The sequence below is a fragment of the Mesorhizobium sp. B2-7-3 genome (genome assembly GCF_006440715.1).
In the GTDB taxonomy this organism is placed as follows: Bacteria; Pseudomonadota; Alphaproteobacteria; order Rhizobiales; family Rhizobiaceae; genus Mesorhizobium; species Mesorhizobium australicum.
In genome coordinates, this window is record NZ_VFTY01000001.1 from 64113 (window position 1) to 83308 (window position 19196).

General features: G+C 63.5%; 20 protein-coding genes. 10 read left to right on the forward strand and 10 right to left on the reverse strand.

Going from position 1 to position 19196, the window contains the following annotated elements; all coding sequences use genetic code 11:
• The first annotated feature begins 119 nt into the window (after positions 1–119).
• Positions 120–680 (forward strand): fasciclin domain-containing protein, encoded by a 561-nt coding sequence (locus FJW04_RS00305; protein ID WP_140615178.1) that lies wholly within the window; start codon positions 120–122, stop codon positions 678–680.
• Positions 681–886: 206 nt separating this feature from the next.
• Here FJW04_RS00305 and FJW04_RS00310 read toward each other — a convergent pair whose 3' ends face one another.
• Genes FJW04_RS00310 through FJW04_RS00320 form a run of 3 tightly spaced genes read right to left on the reverse strand, consistent with a single transcriptional unit; the run spans position 887 to position 4180 of the window.
• Entirely contained in the window at positions 887–2434 is a 1548-nt protein-coding gene (locus FJW04_RS00310; protein WP_140711670.1) for a DHA2 family efflux MFS transporter permease subunit, read from the reverse strand.
• Positions 2431–3723, reverse strand: coding sequence for an HlyD family secretion protein (locus tag FJW04_RS00315; protein ID WP_140711672.1), 1293 nt, complete (start codon positions 3721–3723; stop codon positions 2431–2433). Before FJW04_RS00315 ends, FJW04_RS00310 begins: the two co-directional genes overlap by 4 nt.
• A complete protein-coding gene (locus tag FJW04_RS00320) occupies positions 3716–4180 on the reverse strand; it encodes a MarR family transcriptional regulator (protein ID WP_140711674.1) in 465 nt (154 codons plus the stop codon). Before FJW04_RS00320 ends, FJW04_RS00315 begins: the two co-directional genes overlap by 8 nt.
• A 116-nt stretch (positions 4181–4296) precedes the next feature.
• On the opposite strand from FJW04_RS00320, the gene FJW04_RS00325 reads away from it, so the two are divergent.
• The 3 genes from FJW04_RS00325 (at position 4297) to yihA (ending at position 6085) form a co-directional block, all read left to right on the forward strand.
• On the forward strand, positions 4297–4671 hold the full coding sequence (locus FJW04_RS00325; RefSeq protein ID WP_224525337.1) for a hypothetical protein: 375 nt from the start codon (positions 4297–4299) through the stop codon (positions 4669–4671).
• Between the two features lie 122 nt (positions 4672–4793).
• Positions 4794–5432 (forward strand): CatB-related O-acetyltransferase, encoded by a 639-nt coding sequence (locus FJW04_RS00330; RefSeq protein ID WP_181172867.1) that lies wholly within the window; start codon positions 4794–4796, stop codon positions 5430–5432.
• On the forward strand, positions 5429–6085 hold the full coding sequence (yihA, locus tag FJW04_RS00335) for a ribosome biogenesis GTP-binding protein YihA/YsxC (protein ID WP_140711676.1): 657 nt from the start codon (positions 5429–5431) through the stop codon (positions 6083–6085). Before FJW04_RS00330 ends, yihA begins: the two co-directional genes overlap by 4 nt.
• A gap of 95 nt (positions 6086–6180) precedes the next feature.
• On the opposite strand, the gene FJW04_RS00340 is transcribed toward yihA, so the two are convergent.
• Positions 6181–6915, reverse strand: a complete 735-nt coding sequence (locus FJW04_RS00340) for a TetR/AcrR family transcriptional regulator (RefSeq protein ID WP_140615188.1) — start codon at positions 6913–6915, stop codon at positions 6181–6183.
• A gap of 127 nt (positions 6916–7042) precedes the next feature.
• Between FJW04_RS00340 and FJW04_RS00345 the strand changes: the two genes are divergently transcribed.
• Together FJW04_RS00345 and FJW04_RS00350 are read left to right on the forward strand one after the other, a co-directional pair.
• The gene (locus FJW04_RS00345; protein ID WP_015314402.1) at positions 7043–8230 is read left to right on the forward strand and encodes an HlyD family secretion protein; all 1188 of its coding nucleotides are present in this window, start codon (positions 7043–7045) and stop codon (positions 8228–8230) included.
• A gap of 124 nt (positions 8231–8354) precedes the next feature.
• A complete protein-coding gene (locus FJW04_RS00350; protein WP_224525473.1) occupies positions 8355–9911 on the forward strand; it encodes a DHA2 family efflux MFS transporter permease subunit in 1557 nt (518 codons plus the stop codon).
• A 118-nt stretch (positions 9912–10029) separates the two neighbouring features.
• Here the strand turns inward: FJW04_RS00350 and msrB are convergent, their stop codons facing one another.
• The 4 genes from msrB to FJW04_RS00370 all read right to left on the reverse strand — a co-directional run bounded on the left by msrB (position 10030) and on the right by FJW04_RS00370 (position 12797).
• The gene (gene msrB / locus FJW04_RS00355; protein ID WP_140711680.1) at positions 10030–10533 is read right to left on the reverse strand and encodes a peptide-methionine (R)-S-oxide reductase MsrB; all 504 of its coding nucleotides are present in this window, start codon (positions 10531–10533) and stop codon (positions 10030–10032) included.
• 225 nt (positions 10534–10758) lie between these two features.
• The gene (locus FJW04_RS00360) at positions 10759–11316 is read right to left on the reverse strand and encodes a fasciclin domain-containing protein (protein ID WP_140711683.1); all 558 of its coding nucleotides are present in this window, start codon (positions 11314–11316) and stop codon (positions 10759–10761) included.
• 222 nt (positions 11317–11538) lie between these two features.
• On the reverse strand, positions 11539–12261 hold the full coding sequence (locus FJW04_RS00365; RefSeq protein WP_140712452.1) for an anti-sigma factor: 723 nt from the start codon (positions 12259–12261) through the stop codon (positions 11539–11541).
• Positions 12258–12797, reverse strand: coding sequence for a sigma-70 family RNA polymerase sigma factor (locus FJW04_RS00370; RefSeq protein WP_015314407.1), 540 nt, complete (start codon positions 12795–12797; stop codon positions 12258–12260). The genes FJW04_RS00365 and FJW04_RS00370 overlap by 4 nt, the downstream gene beginning before the upstream one ends.
• A gap of 237 nt (positions 12798–13034) precedes the next feature.
• Here FJW04_RS00370 and FJW04_RS00375 point away from each other — a divergent pair, with 237 nt between their 5' ends.
• The 3 genes from FJW04_RS00375 (at position 13035) to argB (ending at position 16046) form a co-directional block, all read left to right on the forward strand.
• Positions 13035–13397 carry an SgcJ/EcaC family oxidoreductase gene (locus FJW04_RS00375; protein ID WP_246673688.1) on the forward strand — a complete coding sequence of 121 codons (363 nt, stop codon included), beginning with the start codon at positions 13035–13037 and terminating at the stop codon, positions 13395–13397.
• A gap of 100 nt (positions 13398–13497) precedes the next feature.
• A complete protein-coding gene (locus FJW04_RS00380) occupies positions 13498–14997 on the forward strand; it encodes an amidase (RefSeq protein ID WP_140711685.1) in 1500 nt (499 codons plus the stop codon).
• A gap of 155 nt (positions 14998–15152) precedes the next feature.
• On the forward strand, positions 15153–16046 hold the full coding sequence (argB, locus tag FJW04_RS00385; protein WP_140712454.1) for an acetylglutamate kinase: 894 nt from the start codon (positions 15153–15155) through the stop codon (positions 16044–16046).
• A 9-nt stretch (positions 16047–16055) separates the two neighbouring features.
• Here argB and bchE read toward each other — a convergent pair whose 3' ends face one another.
• On the reverse strand, positions 16056–17621 hold the full coding sequence (gene bchE, locus FJW04_RS00390; RefSeq protein ID WP_140711687.1) for a magnesium-protoporphyrin IX monomethyl ester anaerobic oxidative cyclase: 1566 nt from the start codon (positions 17619–17621) through the stop codon (positions 16056–16058).
• A 110-nt stretch (positions 17622–17731) separates the two neighbouring features.
• Positions 17732–18208, reverse strand: coding sequence for an Lrp/AsnC family transcriptional regulator (locus tag FJW04_RS00395; protein ID WP_140711689.1), 477 nt, complete (start codon positions 18206–18208; stop codon positions 17732–17734).
• Positions 18209–18342: 134 nt separating this feature from the next.
• Here FJW04_RS00395 and phhA point away from each other — a divergent pair, with 134 nt between their 5' ends.
• Positions 18343–19179, forward strand: a complete 837-nt coding sequence (gene phhA, locus FJW04_RS00400) for a phenylalanine 4-monooxygenase (RefSeq protein WP_140711691.1) — start codon at positions 18343–18345, stop codon at positions 19177–19179.
• Positions 19180–19196: the final 17 nt, after the last annotated feature.

Consider the following 19196-nt stretch of genomic DNA (forward strand, 5'->3'; position numbering starts at 1 on the left):
AGCAGGGCTCCGTTCACGTTCCCGTGATCGGCGAAACTGCGAGCACTCGCGCGGCGTGACTGCCTGTGCGTTTCCAAAGGCTATCAATTCCGATCAGCCCTCACCCGGAGGAAGACCACATGCGCTTGCCCACATTCAGGACCATCGCCGTATCAGCCCTTGTCGCCGGCATGGCGATTGCCGCCCCAGCCCACGCCAAGAACCCGAATGTCGGCGGCGCGCCGATGTACGCCACCAAGAACATCGTGCAGAACGCGGTCAAGTCGAAGGATCACACGACGCTGGTCGCCGCCGTCAAGGCCGCCGGCCTGGTCGACACGTTGCAAAGCGCGGGTCCGTTCACCGTGTTTGCTCCGACCAACGAGGCTTTCGCCGCACTGCCGGCCGGCACCGTCGATACGCTGCTCAAGCCCGAGAACAAGGACAAGCTCACCAAGGTGCTGACCGCGCATGTCGTGGCTGGCAAGATTTCAGGTGCCGAGATGATGAAGAAGGCCAAGGCGATGGGCGGCAAATACGAGATGAGGGCCGTCTCGGGCGACACGCTCACGGCCGAGATCAAGAAAGGCAAGCTCTACATCATGGACGAGTCCGGAGGCGAGGCGAAGGTGACGATCGCCGACGTCAACCAGTCGAACGGCGTCATTCACGTCGTCAACAAGGTGCTGTTGCCGAAGTAACGGCTTCCGGCGAAAGGGGGCGTTGGCAGGCCGTTGGGGCTTTCTCGGTCCGCCATCCCCGCCTCGTGACGAGGTGCCATGTTTCTGGGAAGCCGTATCGGCGAGGCCGGGGTCCTGTCGTCCCTCACAGGACCCCGGTTTCTTTTTGCGTCCTGTGAGGGCGAATGGGCGTCAGCGGCGCTCAACTTCCGACCGCTTCCACCGCCTCATTCCATGACAGCGCTGTGGTCGATCTTGGCCGGCGTTCCCGGTTTGCGCAGCAGGAGCACCAGCGGGATGGCGGCCAGCGACAGGAGCATCATCAGCTTGAAGTCGTTCATGTAGCTGATAACGGTCGCCTGCAGCGTCACCACGCCGTCGAGCGCGGCGCGACCGGCGGCGGTGTAGGGGTTCATCGCCTGGAAGATCGCCGGATCGTTGAACGCCTGGTTGAAGGGCGTCACATAGGTGGCGATGTTGGCGTGGTTGATCTGCACATTCTGCGTCAGGAGCGCGGTGACCACCGATATGCCGACGCTGGAGCCGATGTTGCGCGACAGATTGTAGAGGCCGGTGCCTTCCGCGCGCCGCTCCGGCGCCAGCGTGGCGAAGGTTATGGTGGTCAGCGGCACGAACAGGAAGCCGAGCCCCGCCCCCTGGATGAACCCGGTGGAGATGATGGTCCATTGCGAAACGTCGGGCGTCCAGCCGGTCATGTCGTACATCGCCCAGGCGGTGATCAGCAGGCCGATGAGCAGCAGCCAGCGCGTGTCGACCTTGCCGATCAGCCGGCCGACCAGGAACATGCAGGCCATCGTGCCAAGCCCGCGCGGCCCCATGACGATGCCGGCCGTCACCACGGGGTAGCCCATCAGCGTCTGCAGATAGGGCGTCATCAGCGCCAGCGAGGCCAAGTAGGTGATGCCGATGATGAAGATGAAGATCATGCCGACGGCGAAATTCCGGTCCAGGAACAGCCTCGGATTGACGAAGGTGTTGCGGCCGGTGAAGGTGTGGACGAGGAAGATGTAGAAGGCCGATGCGCAGATCACCGCCTCGACGATGATCTCGGATGACGAGAACCAGTTGAGCTGCTCGCCGCGATCGAGAAACATCTGCAAGGCGGCGATAGTGATGCTGAGCATGCCGAAACCCAGCCAATCCAGCCTCGCCTTGAAGTCCAGCTTGGTTTCCAGGACGTACAGCGACACGCCGGCGAAGGCCAAGGCGCCGATCGGCACGTTGATGTAGAACACCCAGCGCCAGCTGACATTTTCGGTCAGCCAGCCGCCGATGACAGGGCCCAGCACCGGCCCGACCATCACCGAAATGCCGAACAGCGCCATCGCGGAGCCGCGCTCTTCCACACTGTAGATATCGAGCAGGATACTCTGCGAGAGCGGCACCAGGGCCGCGCCGAACAGGCCCTGCAGCAGGCGGAAGCCGACGATTTGCGGCAGCGATTGCGCGAAGCCGCACAGCACCGAGGCGACGACGAAGCCGGTGATCGAGGTCAGGAGGATGCGCTTGCGGCCGAAGCGGTTGGCGAGGTAGCCCGAAGGCGGCGTCATCACCGCCGCCGCCACGATGTAGGAGGTCAGAACCCAGTTGATCTGGTCGGCGCTGGCCGAGACGCTGCCCTGGATGTAAGGCAGCGCGACATTGGCGATAGTGGTGTCCAGCGCCTGCATGATGACGGCCAGGATCACGCAGGCAGTGATGGCGCCGCGATTGGCGACCACCGGCGTGGCAGCTGTCGCGGACGCGCTGGTCATGACTTTTGTCCGAACAGGCCGACGAGATTGGTGACGAAGTCGGGCAGGCCGCGTGCATGGCCCGTCTCGACGTCGACCACCGCGCTCATGCCGCCGCGCAGCGGCGGCTTGCCGTCGATACCATCGATCGTCACGCGCATCGGGATGCGCTGCACGACCTTGACCCAGTTGCCGGTGGTGTTCTGCGCCGGCAGCAGCGAGAAGCTCGACGAGGAGGCGGGGCTGATCGAGGCAACGGTGCCGTGCCACACGGCGCCCGGATAGGTGTCGACGCTGATCGTCGCCGTCTGTCCCGGCCTGACATAGGTCAGCTCGGTTTCCTTCGGCTCGGCCGCGATCCACAGGTCGGTCGACGAGACCAGGCTGAACGCCGGCTGCGAAGCCGGCAGGTACTTGCCGACCTGCAGCGCATCGACATTGGTGACGATGCCGTCGAACGGCGCCTTGACCACGGAATCGGCGAGGTTGCGCTGCGCATCGTCGACGCCCGACTTGGCCTGCAGATAGAAGGGGTTCTTCTCCACCGGCTGTTTGGCGTCGCCGCCGAGCTGGGCGAGCGTGGCCTGCGCCTGCGCCTTGGCGACGGACACTTTCTGGCGCGCGGCGACGAGGTCGTGCTGGGCGCTGTCGAAAGACGCCTTCGAGGCGGTGGAGGTCTTGAGCAGATCCTGCTGCCGCTGGAAGGCGGCCTCATAATAGGGGATGTCGGCCTGCGCCTGCTCGATCTGCGACAGCGACTGCTGGTAGCTCGCCTCCAGGGTCAGCACCTGATTGCGCACGGTGCCGAGCTGGGCCTGGGCGGCGGCGAGAGCGGTCTCGAAGGAGGCCGGACGCAGGCGAAACAGCACGTCGCCCTTCTTCACGGCCTGGTTCTCATGCACGTCGATCTCCTGCACCGTGCCGGAGACGTCGGTGGAGACGCCGAGCGACTGGGCCTGGATATAGGCATTGTCGGTCGTCATCAGCTGGCCGCCGGTGACATAGTAATAGCCACCGACGACGAGCGCGACCGGAAGCAGCGCAAAAAGGACCGGCCGTGTCAGGCTGCGCTTCGGTTTGGCCGGAACAGGAGGGGCGACGGCAGCGGGGGCCTGCCGTGGCTGCGGCTCCTTGGCCGGAGCCTCGAGTGCCGCAGGCTGCAGGGCAACCGGCGTTTCCAGCTCGTCATTGTCGATGACGACGTTGGCCCGCCGCTGCTCCCGCTCATTGTCGAGCTGGATGATCTGGTCGCTTCGACCCGCTGGCGTCTCGTCTCCAGCGGGCTTTTTGGGATATGTTGAGTCAGCCATGTATTTTCTCCCGGTCGACGGCCGGCTGGGTGCAAGCCGCGAGCAGATTGGATTTGATCAAGGTTAGGGTTTGCAGCAGACGCTGCTGTGTCTCAGGAGAAAGGCCGGCGAAGGCCTCGTCTCGAGTTTTCTGGCCGTTGCCGCGCATGATCTCGAGCAGCGGACGGGCCTGCGGCTTCAGGTAAAGCAGCCAGGCCCTGCGGTCGGCGGGATCGGGCCGGCGCTCGATGAAGCCGCGGGCCTCCATCTTGTCGAGCAGCCGGGCGAGCGTGATCGGCACGATCTCGATAAGGTCGGCGAGCTTGTTCTGGTGGATGCCTTCATGCAGCGAAAGGTACGCCAGCACCTGCCACTGGGCGCGGGTCAGTCCCGAAGCGCGCGACCGCTGCTCGAACCGCTTGCGAAGCAGACGCGCAACGTCGTGCAGCACGAAGCTGATATTGGGGGAAGAGGGCATGGGAGGAGATCGGGGTCGATGGACAATTTTTCGTGAGCATGCTTATTATCATCATGCACATAATCCTGCTGGACGCCCCGCGCAAGACCGATTAAGCCTCGGGCAGGAAAAAACGCATGGGCCACGGCACCGCAAAGGCCGCCTGGCGATGTGGATTTGCCGGCAAGGATTTGGCGATGAATTGGATTGGGATCGCGGCCGTCACGGCTCTCATTGGGTGCCCCGGCGCCGCGGCTGCCAAGGATGCGGTCAGTTGTGGCGGCGCCGCCATGCTGGGCGGCGCGCAGCTCAATTGCAGCCACGTCGAAACCAAGGCGCCGCCGCAGTTCTGCACGTTTAGCTGGGATCTCCACACGATGGCCGGCGATCAGAAGGTCGTCGAAGGCAGCTTCATGCTGCCGCCCGGAGCGTCGAACGTTCAGGTCTATCAGGGCAGTGGGTTCGACAGCGCGCTGTCCAATCCGATCGTGATCTGCCGCGGCAACAAATGAGCATGGCGAGCAAGGAAGGCTCGCTCGTCAGCCGATTGGTGCTATAGGGCGGATCACGTTATTTTGACCAGGCGCGCGGATTGCGGATCCACGTGGCTGTCACTTCCTGGACGGACTTCGACATGGACGGACCCAACCCCGGCATCAAGCACCCGATCCCGATGCACACACGCGTCGGCTTCCTGAAGCCTCTGGTGACAGTGCCGAATATCGAGATCGGCGACTTCACCTATTATGACGACCCCGACGGGCCGGACAAGTTCGCCGAAAAATGCGTGCTGCATCACTATCCCTTCATCGGCGACAAGCTCATCATCGGCAAGTTCTGCGCCATAGCCGAAGGCGCGCGCTTCATCATGAATGGCGCCAACCACGCGATGTCCGGCTTTTCAACCTATCCGTTCAACATCTTCGGTCATGGCTGGGAAAACGGTTTTGACCCAGCCACGTGGTCGAAGGAAGTGCGCGGCGACACAATGGTCGGCAGCGATGTCTGGATCGGCATGGAGGCTGTGATCCTGCCCGGCGTGGAAATCGGCCATGGCGCCATCGTCGCCGCCAAATCGGTGGTGACGCACGATGTGCCGCCCTATGCGATCGTCGCCGGCAACGCCGCGAAAGTGGTCAAGATGCGTTTCGACGACAGGACGATCCGGCGGCTGCTGGCGGTGGCATGGTGGGATTGGCCGGTGGACAAGATCGGCCGCAACCTCGACGCCATCAGAGGCGCCGATATTTCTCTTCTGGAGGCAGCAGCTTGAACGTTCCCAACACCGCGATCAGCACCGACCTGTTCACGCGCGGGTGGATCTTCATCCGCGGCGTGCCGGCCATGAAGTTCCTGCCGCCGGAAGGGCCGCCCGAGATCGCCTTTGCCGGCCGCTCCAATGTCGGCAAGTCGTCGCTGATCAATGCGCTGGTCAACCAGAAGGGCCTGGCGCGCACCTCCAATACGCCGGGGCGCACGCAGGAGCTCAACTATTTCGTGCCGGATGGATTTTCGGGCGAGGGCACCGACCTGCCGCCAATGGCGCTGGTCGACATGCCGGGCTACGGCTATGCCACCGCGCCCAAGGAGAAGGTGGACGAGTGGACCAAGCTGGTCTTCGATTATCTCAAGGGTCGGGTCACGCTGAAGCGGGTCTATGTGCTGATCGATGCCCGCCACGGCATCAAGGCCAAGGACGACGAAGTGCTGTCGCTGCTCGACAAGGCGGCGGTGTCCTACCAGATCGTGCTGACCAAGACCGACAAGATCAAGGCCGCCGGCGTGCCGCGGCTGATCGAGGAGACGCTGGCCAAGATCAAGAAGCGTCCCGCGGCGTTCCCGTTCGTGCTGGCGACGTCATCGGAAAAAGGCGAAGGCTTGGAGGAATTGCAGGCCGCGATCGTGCTCGCCGCCAATGGCGGGTAAAAAGCTGGGATAGGTCGGCCATCAGAACGGGCAGCTCTATCTCCCTGTTTTCTCGCATTCGGACGGAAACCTGCACGGAATTTCCTGGATTGCTTCTAAGGTTTCGCCTCGATTGCAATCATCTCGTGGCTTTCTTCCTCTGCCAGCCTTTCGGTGCCGTAGGCCTTCAGGAACATGTTGACGCCCGACCTGACGATGTGGTCGATCTCGTCCTGGGTCGGGGCCTTGGTGCGATAGGCGAAGATGCACTGCCGGAAAAGACCGGCCAGGCACAGTTCGGTGAACTGATAGGCGGCGAGGTCGACATCGTCGATCTCCAGCAGGCCGCGCTCGATGGCGGCGTTGAGGAACGTCACCACCTTGTCATGGCCGCGCTTGGGTCCGCGTTCGTAAAAGCGAGCGCCCATATCGGGTATTCTGTCGGAGGCGCCGATCACCGTGCGTTGCGCCTGGATGACCCTGGCCGAGGTGATCTTCATCGACAGAACCTTGCCGAACTTCACCAGCGTCTGGCGCAAGTCGTCGGCGCGGTCGAGCATGTCGTACATGTTCTTGAAGATGGTGCCGCGCTCTTCCTCGATCAGCGCTTCGAACAGCTCTTCCTTGTTGGCGAAGTAGACGTAGATGGTGCCCTTCGAGACCCCGGCCTCGCGGGTGATGTCGTTCATCGAGGCGGCCTCGAAGCCCTTTTCGATGAAGACACGACGGGCGCCATCGATGATCTGGCTGCGCTTGACCGGGTCCTGTCCAGCGGCCGGGCGGCCGCGGCGCAGACCGTCCAGCAGGTCTTCGCACGGATCGGTTTCGCTGTTGCGTACAATCTCAACCATAAAAGTCGGACCTCGAAATAATTCGAACCAATCGGTTCGATTGCCTCTTGATATGGTCTTCTTTACGCGCTATGTCAACGGCCTGATCGAACCGAACGGTTCAGTATTATAACTTTAGAGAGATGTCATGTCCTCGACCGCGTCAACATCAGCCGAAGTCCGCCCTTTCCCCAACGCCAAGGTCGCGCCGGCGACGGAAGCTCCGGAAATTCCCCTCCAGCCGGTCGTCGCACCGCCGCCGGCGGAAGCGCCGGCCAAGAAAAAGCGCTCGGTGCGCTCCTTCCTGCTGCCGATCATCGGCCTTGCCCTTCTGAGCGGCGGCGCCTGGTATGGCTATGACTACTGGACCACGGGCCGCTTCATGATCTCCACCGACGACGCCTATGTCCAGGCCGACATGGCGTTCGTCTCGCCAAAAATTTCGGGCTATGTCGACCAGGTCCTCGTCAGCGAGAACCAGCAGGTCAAGGCCGGCGATCCATTGCTGACGATCGACGCCGGCGACTACAAGATCGCCGTCGCCCAGGCCGAGGCGCAGATCGCCACGCTGGCCAAGACGCTCGACCGCATCGACGCGCAGACCAAGGCCGCGCAAGCCTCGCTTCAGCAGGCGCAGGCGCAGAAGGTCGCCGATCGGGCCGCCGCCGACAATGCCGGCCGGGCCCAGCAGCGCGCCGCGCAACTGGTCAAGACCCATGTCGGCACGCAGGCACAGCTGGACGACGCCCAGACCGCGCTCGACCAGGCCAATGCCGCGCTCGTCGGCGCCGACGCACAGATCGCCGCCGCGCAGGCCAATATCGGTGTGCTCGAGGCACAGCGCGCGGAATCCGCCAGCACGCTGGCATCCCTGCAGCTCGGCCGCGACAAGGCCGCGCGCGACCTCTCCTTCACGGTGCTCAAGGCGCCTTATGACGGCGTCGTCGGCAACCGCTCCGTCGAACAGGGCGATCTGGTCAGCCCCGGCCAAAAGCTCGCCGTGGTCGTGCCTATGGACAAGCTTTACATCGTCGCCAACTTCAAGGAGACGCAGCTTGCCAGGCTCGTGCCCGGCGAAAAGGTCAACATCTCGGTCGACGCCATCGACGGCCAGCCCATCCAGGGAACCGTCTCCTCGCTGGCGCCGGCCTCGGGCGCGGTGTTCTCGCTGTTGCCGCCTGAAAACGCCACCGGCAACTTCACCAAGGTGGTGCAACGCGTTCCGGTCCGCATCGACGTACCGGCCGATGCGCTGAAGACCGGCAAGCTGCGCGCGGGCCTGAGCGTCGTCGTCGCCGTCGACAGCCGTACCGCGCCTGCCGCCACCAGTAACTGATCGCTTTTCGGAGGGCGGCTTGGTGGCTGATTGAAGCACCGAGCCGCCCGGCCTGCCTCAACGGGGCCCCAAGGAGGGCCAGGAAATGGCAACCGCAACCATCACCGCAGGATCGCCGCCGGCAATGCCGGCTGCCCCCGACACGATTTCGACGCGCCGCGTCATCGCTTTCCTGGCGATGGTGTTCGGCATGTTCATGGCGATCCTCGACATCCAGATCGTTTCGGCCTCGCTGGCCGAGATCCAGGCCGGCCTCAGCGCCAGCTCCGACGAGATCCCGTGGGTGCAGACAGCCTACCTGATCGCCGAGGTGGTCATGATCCCGCTGTCGGGCTTCCTCAGCCGCATGCTGTCGACACGCGTGCTGTTCACCGTCGCGGCGGCGGGCTTCACCGCGGCGAGCGCCCTTGCCGCGACCGCCACCAACATCGACCAGATGATCGTCTACCGCGCCGTGCAGGGCTTCATCGGCGGCGGCATGATCCCGAGCGTTTTCGCCGCGGCCTTCACCATCTTCCCGCCCTCGCGCCGTGCCATCGTCTCGCCGATGATCGGCCTGGTGGCGACACTGGCGCCGACCATCGGCCCGACCGTCGGCGGCTATATCAGCCACGCTTTTTCCTGGCACTGGCTGTTCCTGGTCAATGTCGTGCCGGGCATCCTCGTGGCGACCGCTGCCTGGTCGCTGATCGATTTCGACAAGCCCAATCTCAAGCTGTTCTCGAAGTTCGACTGGTGGGGCCTGGCCGGCATGGCGGCCTTCCTCGGCTGTATGGAATACGTGCTTGAAGAAGGCCCGAACAATGACTGGCTGCAGGACCAGGGCGTCTTCATCTGCGCCATCGTCATGACCATCGGCGCGGTGATCTTCTTCTGGCGTGTCTTCACCGCCGAGGAGCCGATCGTCGACCTCAAGGCGTTCAGCAACATCAACTTCGCCTTCGGCTCGCTGTTTTCCTTCGTCATCGGCATCGGTCTCTATGGCCTGACCTATCTCTATCCGGTCTTCCTCGGACGCATCCGCGGCTACGATTCGATGATGATCGGCGAAGCGCTGTTCGTCAGCGGCCTGGCCATGTTCGTCACCGCGCCCATCTCCGGCTTCCTGTCGAGCAAGATGGACCTGCGGCTGATGATGATGATCGGGCTGTTCGGCTTCGCCACCGGTACCTGGTGGATGACGCACCTGACCGCCGACTGGGATTTCTACGAGCTGCTCATCCCGCAGATCCTGCGCGGCTGTTCGATGATGCTGTGCATGGTGCCGATCAACAACATCGCGCTCGGCACTTTGCCGCCGGACCGGTTGAAGAATGCGTCGGGACTGTTCAACCTGACCCGCAACCTCGGCGGCGCCGTCGGCCTCGCCCTCATCAACACCGTGCTGATCGACCGTAATGCCTTCCACTATGCCCGGCTCTCCGAGCATGTGCAGTGGGGCAGTGCCGCCGCGCAGGCCAAGCTGCAGAACATGACGCTCAATTTCGAGCAGACCACCGGCCTCGACGCCACCAGTGCCGCGATCTCCAAGCTGTCGGGCATGGTCCAGCAGCAGGCGGCGCTGCTGTCCTTCATGGATGTGTTCTATCTGCTGACCGTGCTGTTCGGGACGCTGGGGTTCTTCACCATGCTGATCAGGAAGCCGGCCGCGCCCGGTGGCGGCGGAGGCGGCGGGCACTGAAGCAAGGAATCGTGGCAGCGGTTTTCGGGAAGCTCCTCCAGTCCACGCCCGAAAGCTCCGACCCACGCAAAAAACTCCGGGCCGCAAAGCCCGGAGTTTTTTTATTGCCTTTGGGTCCTCAGGCGGCGGCGGGCTTGAAGGTCAGCGCCACCCCATTGATGCAGTGGCGCAGGCCGGTCGGCGCCGGACCGTCGTCGAAGACATGGCCGAGATGACCGCCGCAGCGGCGGCAATGCACTTCGGTGCGGGTCATACCCAGCGACCGGTCCTCGGTCTTGCCGATGCCATTGGCGATCTCTTGCCAGAAACTCGGCCAGCCGGTGCCGGAATCGAATTTCGTCTCCGAGGGATAGACCGGCAGGTCGCAGCCGGCGCAGGCGAAGATGCCCTTGCGGTGTTCGTTGAGCAGCGGGCTGGTGCCTGGATATTCGGTGCCTTCCTTGCGCAGGACGTTGAAGGCGGCCGGCGACAGGATGGCTTTCCACTCGTCCTCGGTCTTGGCGACCTCGAATTTTTCGGCGGCCTGCGCGGCCTGCGGGCTGCCCATGCGCAGCATTGCTGCCGCGGCTCCGATGACGCCGATAGCGGCGGCACCGCTCAAAAGAAAGTCGCGACGGTTCATGACCAGTTCCTCCTGTCGTCTGTTTTGCCAAACTATGCCGCCGCCCGAAAGTCAAAAGCCGGTGACGGTTGCCCCAAACGACACTCCGCGCCGTCCACTTTCGATGGTGGGCGGCGCGGAGCACGCGTGTCGATTGCGGATCACGGGAGCGAGACGGCGCGATCGACGGAGAGCTCTTGCAGCAGGTTCGCCCGCGACAAGCGCCTCGTTACATCTTCCGCCCGATCACATCTTCGGGAGCAGAACCTTGTCGAGGACGTGGATGACGCCGTTGGACTGTTCGACATCGGCGATGGTCACATTGGCGACATTGCCGTTCTCGTCGGTGACGGTGACCTTGCCGCCGTCGGCCTTCAGCGACAGCTCGCAGCCGCCGACCGTCTTGACCTTGTGCGTGCCGCCATCGGCCTTGGCCATGGACATCACATCCGCCGCCATCGCCTTGGCGCCGATCACATGGCAGGTCAGGATCTTGACGAGCTTGTCCTTGTTCTCAGGCTTGAGCAGCGTCTCGACCGTGCCGGCCGGCAGGGCGGCGAAGGCTTCGTTGGTCGGCGCGAAGACGGTGAACGGACCGGCGCCCTGCAGGGTCTCGACAAGTCCGGCCGCCTTGACGGCGGCGACCAGCGTCGTGTGATCCTTCGAATTGACGGCATTGTCGACGATGGTCTTGTTGGCAAACATGGCGGCGCCGCCGACCGTCGGGTTTTCAGCATAAGCAGCCGTGGCAAGCGCGGAAACAGCGATCGTACCGGCGAACAAAAGGGTGGCGAATCTACGCATTGTATCAAAACTCCTCGGGTTTTCTCTTCCCATTTTTGGGGACGCGAGGAGATACGGAACACAGATGCATGAGTTTCAGAATATTTCGCGGACTTTTTATTTTTTGCTGTGGAAGAGATTTTCTTCCACGGAAATTCGCCGGCTTACTGATCCATTTAGACATGTGGGACGGAAGATAGACTGATCCTGTTCTATCCAGGCGCCGCCGGTGCGAAGGCTCGATCAGATGCGCTTCAAATCGCCCGCGGCAACCACCGGCCCGGTGGGCTGCCCGGTCGGCGAACCGCCGGCGGGTTCGAGGCTGACGGCCAGCACGGCGCCCTGCGCGAGTTTCCGCTGCGTGGTGGGTGAGACGCCAATATGCGCCGTCGCACCAACCGGGATGACGCCCATCGAGACCGGCGCGTTCTTGCCCTCGATCATCCAGAGTTCGAAGTCCTTGCCGGCGGCGAGCGCGCCGGAAACATGCGAAAGGCTGACTTCATGCCGTTCGGAATCATAAACGGCGAGATACTTGACGTCACTGCCGTCGGCGGCCAGCGAAGCGACGAGTCGCGCCTGCGGCTGTTCAGCCGGCCGATTGACATAGGGGACGGCGACGTAGAGCGCCAGCACGGCAACAGCCGCCACGGCAAGGCCGCGCCAGAAGGCGAGGCTGGACCACAGGCTTGCGCGCGGCTCGGCAGGCGTGGTGGCGGCGGATGAAAACAACCGGTGGTCGATCGCCGGCTTCACCGAAGCCGGCGGCTCGATTTCAAGATAGGCCGCGCCCAGCGGCGACAGGCGAACTTCCCAGCCGTCGACCAGCCGCGCGAAATCGGTCTCGGCGTCGATGCGCCTGGAGGCTATCTGCCGCTCTTCGACCGGCAGCACGCCAAGAACGTATTCGGCGGCGAACAGCTCGTCGCCTCCACGTTCCGGTCCGTTGTCCTCTGCCAGCGTCATCTTTCCAGACATTCCCTGAGTTTCATCAGGCTGCGGCGCAGCCAGGTGCGCATCGTGTTCAACGGCACGCCATGGCGTTCCGCCAGTTCGGCATAGCTTTCGCCCTTGAGATAGGCGCCCCGGACGGCCGCCGCCCGGTCTTTCTCCAATTCATCGAGACAATGATGGATCCGCTCGGTCTCGTCGCCCGCCACCACCATCGCTTCAGGTCCCGGCGCCGGATCGGCCACGTTGAGCGCGGCATCGATATCGGCGGCGGGCTTGCGCCTCGCTCGGATGCGATCGATCGCATGATTGCGCGCGATTGCCACCAGCCAGGAGATCGGGCTCAGATCGGAGACAGCAAAGCGATCCGCCTTCGTCCATATCTTGACGAAGACTTCCTGCAGCGCTTCTTCAGCATCTCCCCGGTCGTTCAATACACGAAGGCATACGCCGAAAAGTTTCGCACTGGTGTGCCGGTAAAGCAGATCGAACGCTGCCCGATCTTTCATCGAAGTCCGGACGATCAGCTTGGTAATGTCCTGCGGCGTCATGCGCGCCAAATTAGGCAATTGCGCTGTATTTGCAACGCCGGAAATATGCTGTGCACCTAAAGTTCGGCGTCCGCACACCTGCCCCGAGACAGTGTCCCGGTTTGAAGTCAAAAGCTGGCAATCGCGTTTGAGGCGCTTCCCCCGACATGCTACGCTTCAGCCGAAGCAAGGGAGATTTGTCATGGGATTGGTGCTCGCCAAACCTGAGGATGTCGCCACTGCCTTTGCCGATGCGATATGAACGACTTCGCGGCGTTGTTCGCCGACGACGCCAATTTCGTCAATGTCGTGGGCATGTGGTGGAAGAACCGCACCGAGATCGAAAGGGCGCACCGCGCAACTCATGAAACCATGTTTCGTGACAGCCGATTGAAGGGTGTTGTCTCGTCAGTTGTTGAATTGTCTTCCGGCATTGCATCGGTGCACTATTCATGGATCCTGACCGGCGCATCCGCTCCGGACGGCTCATCTGCCGGAAAACGAGAAGGCATTCTGCTTCTGGTTTTGAAGGAAGAACAGTCGGGCTGGCGGATAAAGGTTGCCCAAAACACCGACATTGTTCCGGGGGCGATTGCGCCCCCTTCCAACGCCGGGAGATAGCCGTTTAAAAGTCGCCGCCAAACTCCAAACTGAGACACTATCAGCCTGGATTGCCAAGGGAATTGCCGCTGACTAGCTTGGCAGCAATGGGGGAGCGCACATGTCGGTCGAACGAATCCTTTGGGAAGAAGACGCAACCGGCCTTGCCGGTCTGGTGCGCAGGGGCGAACTATCGGCGATCGAGTTGACCGAAGCGGCGATCGCCCGTGCCGAGGCCACCCGCCCCGAAATCAATGCCACGGCCGAGCCGCTCTACGAGGCGGCACGGACCCGGGCAAAGAGCATCGACCGTTCGCTGCCGCTGGCCGGGGTCCCCTTCGCCATCAAGGATCTCGACATCGCCATCAAGGGCGTGCCCTCGCATGGCGGCAGCCGCATTCCGGCCTGGGTACCCGATTTCAACTCGGTGATGACCGAGCGCTATCTCGCTGCTGGGCTGATTCCGATCGTCACCTCGACGTCACCCGAGCACGGGCTGCGGCTGATGACGGAATCCAAGGCCTTTGGCGTCACCCGCAATCCCTGGAATACCGGCCACACCACCGGCGGCTCGTCGGGCGGTTCGGCAGCCCTGGTCGCCGCCGGCGTCGTGCCGGTGGCGCACGCGTCGGATGGCGGCGGCTCGATCCGCGTGCCTTCGGCCTGCAGCGGCCTTGTCGGCCTCAAGACCTCGCGCGGCCGTGTCCCGCTGTCCCCGCTGGTGAGCGAAAGCTGGTACGGCATGGTCGTCGATCACGCCGTCACCCGCTCGGTGCGCGACTGCGCGCTGCTGCTCGACCTCACCCATGGTCCCGATACACTCGCGCCTTATGCCGCGCGGCCGCCAGAGGGCTCGTTCGCCGCCGCTGCCGCGCGGGATCCCGGCAAGCTCACGCTGGCGGTGTACCGCAAGTCGCCGCTGGGCTTGCCGATTTCGGCCGAGACGCTGAAGGCGCTCGACATTGCCGTGGCACTCGCCCGCGAGGGCGGCCATTCGGTCGAGGACATCGATCTGCCTTTTATCGGCCGCGATTTCTTCGCCGATTTCTGCACAACGGTCGCCTCCGCCGTCGCCGGCTCGTTGCGGGGTGAAGCGCTGCGCGTCGGCCGCTCGGTGACGGGCGACATCGAGCGCGCCACGCGCGTGCTTGGCCGGTTGGGCGAGATGATCTCGGCCGGCGAAACCTATGCCGGCCTGCAGCGCCTGCATGCCACCTCGAGGCAACTGATCACGGAGACCGCGCGCTATGACGCGGTTCTGATGCCTGTTATCGCGCACCCGCCGCTCGCCTGCGGCGCCATGGATCCGAAAGGCGCCGATGAACTGATCGAAAACCTGCTCGACAAGCTGCACCTCACCGCGCTGCTCAGGATCAAGCCGCTGTTCGGCCAGTTGATGGACAAGAGCCTTTGGTTCACGCATTGGCCGGCGATCCACAATGTCAGCGGCCAGCCGTCGATCGCGCTCCCCGTCCATGTCACGGACGCCGGCCTGCCGCTCGGCATCCAGGCCGCCGGCCGGCCGGGCGACGAGGAAACACTTTTGTCGCTCGCCGCGCAGATGGAGAAAATCTCGGGCTGGCTGACGCGGCGGGCGCCGCTGATGGTGCCGTCACAATGACGACACCGTGAACCGACTATGACAGCAAAGCCATTTGCGGCTCGCGTCAATTCCCGCTAAGACGCCGCCGTCCTTACCTGATGCATGTCGCCCAAAAGTGCCCAGCGGTTTGGGACAACGACATGCATAAAACCAAATACCAGGGAACCACGCCGATGTCGGACGTCGCCGCCACCGCCGAAATGCAGGCCGCCCTCTTGTCGCGCGCGCTGCCCTACATGCAGCGCTACGAGCACAAGACGGTCGTGGTGAAGTATGGCGGCCATGCCATGGGCGATCTCGAACTCGGCAAGGCCTTCGCCCGCGACATCGCGCTGCTCAAGCAGTCCGGCGTCAACCCAATCGTCGTCCATGGCGGCGGACCGCAGATCGGGGCCATGCTGGCCAAGATGGGCATCGAATCCAAGTTCGAGGGCGGCCTGCGCGTCACCGACCAGAAGACGGTCGAGATCGTCGAGATGGTGCTGGCCGGGTCGATCAACAAGGAGATCGTCGCGCTGATCAACGCCGAGGGCGAATGGGCGATCGGCCTGTGCGGCAAGGACGGCAACATGGTGTTCGCCGAAAAGGCGCGCAAGACGATGATCGACCCCGATTCCAACATCGAGCGCGTGCTCGATCTCGGCTTCGTCGGCGAGCCGGTCGAGGTCGACCGCACGTTGCTCGACCTTCTGGCGCGCTCCGAAATGATCCCCGTGCTGGCGCCGGTCGCGCCCGGCCGCGATGGCCATACCTACAACATCAACGCCGACACTTTCGCCGGCGCCATCGCCGGCGCATGCAAGGCCTCGCGCCTGCTGTTCCTCACCGACGTGCCGGGCGTGCTAGACAAGGACAAGAAGCTGATCGACGAGTTGACGGTCGCCGAGGCCAAGGCGCTGATCAAGGACGGCACGGTTTCCGGCGGCATGATCCCCAAGGTCGAGACCTGCATCGAGGCGATCGAGCGTGGCGTCGAAGGCGTCGTCATTCTCAACGGCAAGACGCCGCATTCGGTGCTGCTCGAACTGTTCACCGAACACGGCGCCGGCACGCTGATCGTGCCATAATGCTTGTTGTCAGCCGGCTAACCTTCTGCCTGGCAGGCCGCGATTTACGGCCGCGGGAAGCTCCGGCTTTGTAACCGGCCGCCGGACAACCATCGATTCCTCCTCAGTGTCCTGCGGTGCGCCCCAGAATTCCGCGAGCGTCGGGCCGCCTTTCACCCGGCGGTCGGTCACCAGAAAACCCCAGACCTCGCGGAACCAGACGCGGCGACCCATCTGCGTGTACCAGCGCATCGAATGCCGCTGCTCGGGATCGGGGTGGAACAGGATGCGCGCCAGCGCCTTCGGCCTCGACTGCACGGCGAGCTCAATCAGCTTGACCGAGAAGAACAGCATCCACGGCTTCAGCCGGGTCATCTGCAGCACCTGGTGCTTGTAATCCCACAGGCGGGCATCCCTCTGGATGACCTTTCGGTCCCGCGCGATGCGGAAAAACGGCGTCCAGCGATGCGGCGTCACATAGAGCGCCTGGATCTGGTCGGGGTCATAGGCGAGGAGCTGGCGAAAGCCGCGCCACAGATCGCGAAATCCCTCATCCTCGAAGCCGGCCACCCAGGTCGCCATGGACAGGATGCCGTGCTTCCGCAGCAGCCGTATCGCTTCGCGGTCGGACGAGGTACTGCCGCCCTTGCGGATCAATTGCAGCGTCTGCTCGTCGGTGTTTTCCATGCCGAGCAGCCAGCGGATGACACCGGCCTGGCGGTAGAGGTGCAGCATGTCGGCATCGCGCACGATGTCGTCGGCGCGGGTCGAGCCGACGATCAGCACCGGCACATCCTCGGCAATCAAGGCTTCGAGAAAGGCGCGCCAGGCCTTTTTAGAAACTGTCGGATTTTCATCCGCCAGGTTGATCAGTTCGACGCCATGCTCGCGGTGCAGCCAGGCGATCTCCTTGGCGAACTTGACTGGGTCGCGATGCCGCCAGCGGGTCCAGAATCCGCGCTGGCCGCAATAGTTGCACAGATGCGGGCAGCCGCGCGAAAACTGCATGACCACCGCACGCTTGCCTCCCCAGTAGCTGTATATGCGGTGGTCGATCAGCTCCCAGCCGACGCGGTAGGCGTCGAGGTCGGCGATGGTCATCGCCGCTTGCGTGGCGAAGGGACGGTCAAGACCGTCGCGGCAGGCGATGCCGGCAACGCTTGCCGGCGGCTGGCGCATCTCCAGGGCCTCGACCAGCGCCACCACGGTCGCCTCGCCCTCGCCGCGCACGATGAAGTCGAAGGCGTCGGTTGACGCCAGGATGTCGCGCCAGTGATAGGTGGGGAAGACGCCGCCATAGAGGATGATCGTCGCCGGCGCGCGCGCCTTGATCATCCCGGCGATCAACAAGGCGGTCGGATGTGCCGAGGTCGAGCCGGAATGGCCTATCAGAACGAAGTCGGGACAGTCCTTCAGGGCCTCCGCGACAACCGAGGCGAGCGGCATCGGCCCGAACTCGGCATCGACGAGCCGCACCTGATGACCGGCATCGAGCAGCGGGCCGCCGATCGCCAGCAGGCCAAGCGGCGGCAAGTGATCGTCGGGCACGCGGCTGCCGATGGCGGTGTGCGGCGGATTGATCAGGACGATTTTCATGGCGGACCTCCGGGAGGAATGGTCCGTGCATGCTGGTTGTAGAGCTGGCCACCGAAAGGGCCGAGCTCAGCAGTTTGCTTGCAGCTTTTCCGCAGAAACGCGGATGCGCATCACCGCCTGAGATGGGCGAGCGGCACGTGGCCGGGTCCCTTGATGTTCTGCAGCACCAGTTGCGTGTGGACGTCGCGCACGCCGTCGAGCCGCATCAGCCTATGCATGACGAAGGCGTTGAGCTCGTCGACCGATGGCACCATGACATGCAGCAAAAAGTCGTGGTCGCCGGTCATGGTCCAGCACGACGACACCTCATCCATGCGCTGAACGGCGGCAATGAAGCTCTCGGGCGAACCGTCGCTGTGACTGACGAGGCGCACCTGGATGAATACCTCGACCATGAGACCGACGGCGCGGCGGCTGATCACCGCGGCAAAGCCCTTGATGATGCCGGCTTCCTGCAGCGCCTCGAAGCGCCGCGCGCAGGGCGTGGTGGAGAGGCCGACCTCCTGCGCCAGCTCGGAAACGGCTTTGCGACCGTTGCGTTGCAGGACATCCAGCATCTTGATCTCGAAATCGTCGAATTGAGGCATTTTCACTCCTCCCACGTGAATTGTGAGTGAATAGTATCTCGAATGTGGCGGAGGAGCCACCATCAAAACCGAATTGCCTCGGCAGACCGGGTTAGCCTTGCGGCACGTCAACCATTGATGCGAGGAGAAAACCCATGACGACGATGAGCGTTGCCGAATACGCCCGCGACTGCGCGGCGCAAGGGTTGCGCGGGGACTATTCGGTGTGCCGCGCGGATTTCACCGTGGCGCAGGCTTATGACTATTCGACCGAGGAGCAGGCGGTGTGGCGCACGCTGTGCGACCGCCAGACCAAGCTGACGCAAAAGCTCGCCCATCACTCCTATCTCGACGGCGTCGAGAAGCTCGGCCTGCTCGACTGCATCCCCGATTTCGAGGACGTCAGCACCAAGCTGCGCAAGCTGACCGGCTGGGAAATCGTCGCCGTGCCGGGCCTCATCCCGGCCGCACCGTTCTTCGACCACCTCGCCAACCGCCGCTTCCCGGTCACCAACTGGCTGCGGACCAAGCAGGAACTCGACTACGTCGTCGAGCCGGACATGTTCCATGACTTCTTCGGCCATGTGCCGGTTCTCTCGCAGCCGGTGTTTGCCGATTTCATGCAGACGTATGGCAAGAAGGCCGGCGACATCATTGCGCTGGGCGGCGACGAGATGATCACCCGGCTCTACTGGTACACGGCCGAATATGGCCTGATGCAGGAGAACGGCCAGAAGCTGAAGGCGTTTGGCGCCGGTCTGATGTCGTCGTTCACCGAGTTGCAGTTCGCTGTCGAGAGCAAGGACGCCCACCATGTACCGTTCGACCTGGAAACGGTGATGCGCACCGGCTACGAGATCGACAAGTTCCAGCGCGCCTATTTCGTGTTGCCGTCCTTCGACGCCTTGCGCGATGCCTTCCAGACGGCGGATTTCGAAGCGATCGTCGCGCGCCGCAAGAGCCAGCCGGCGCTCGACCCGGCGACGGTCTAAAACATAAAGCGCGTCGC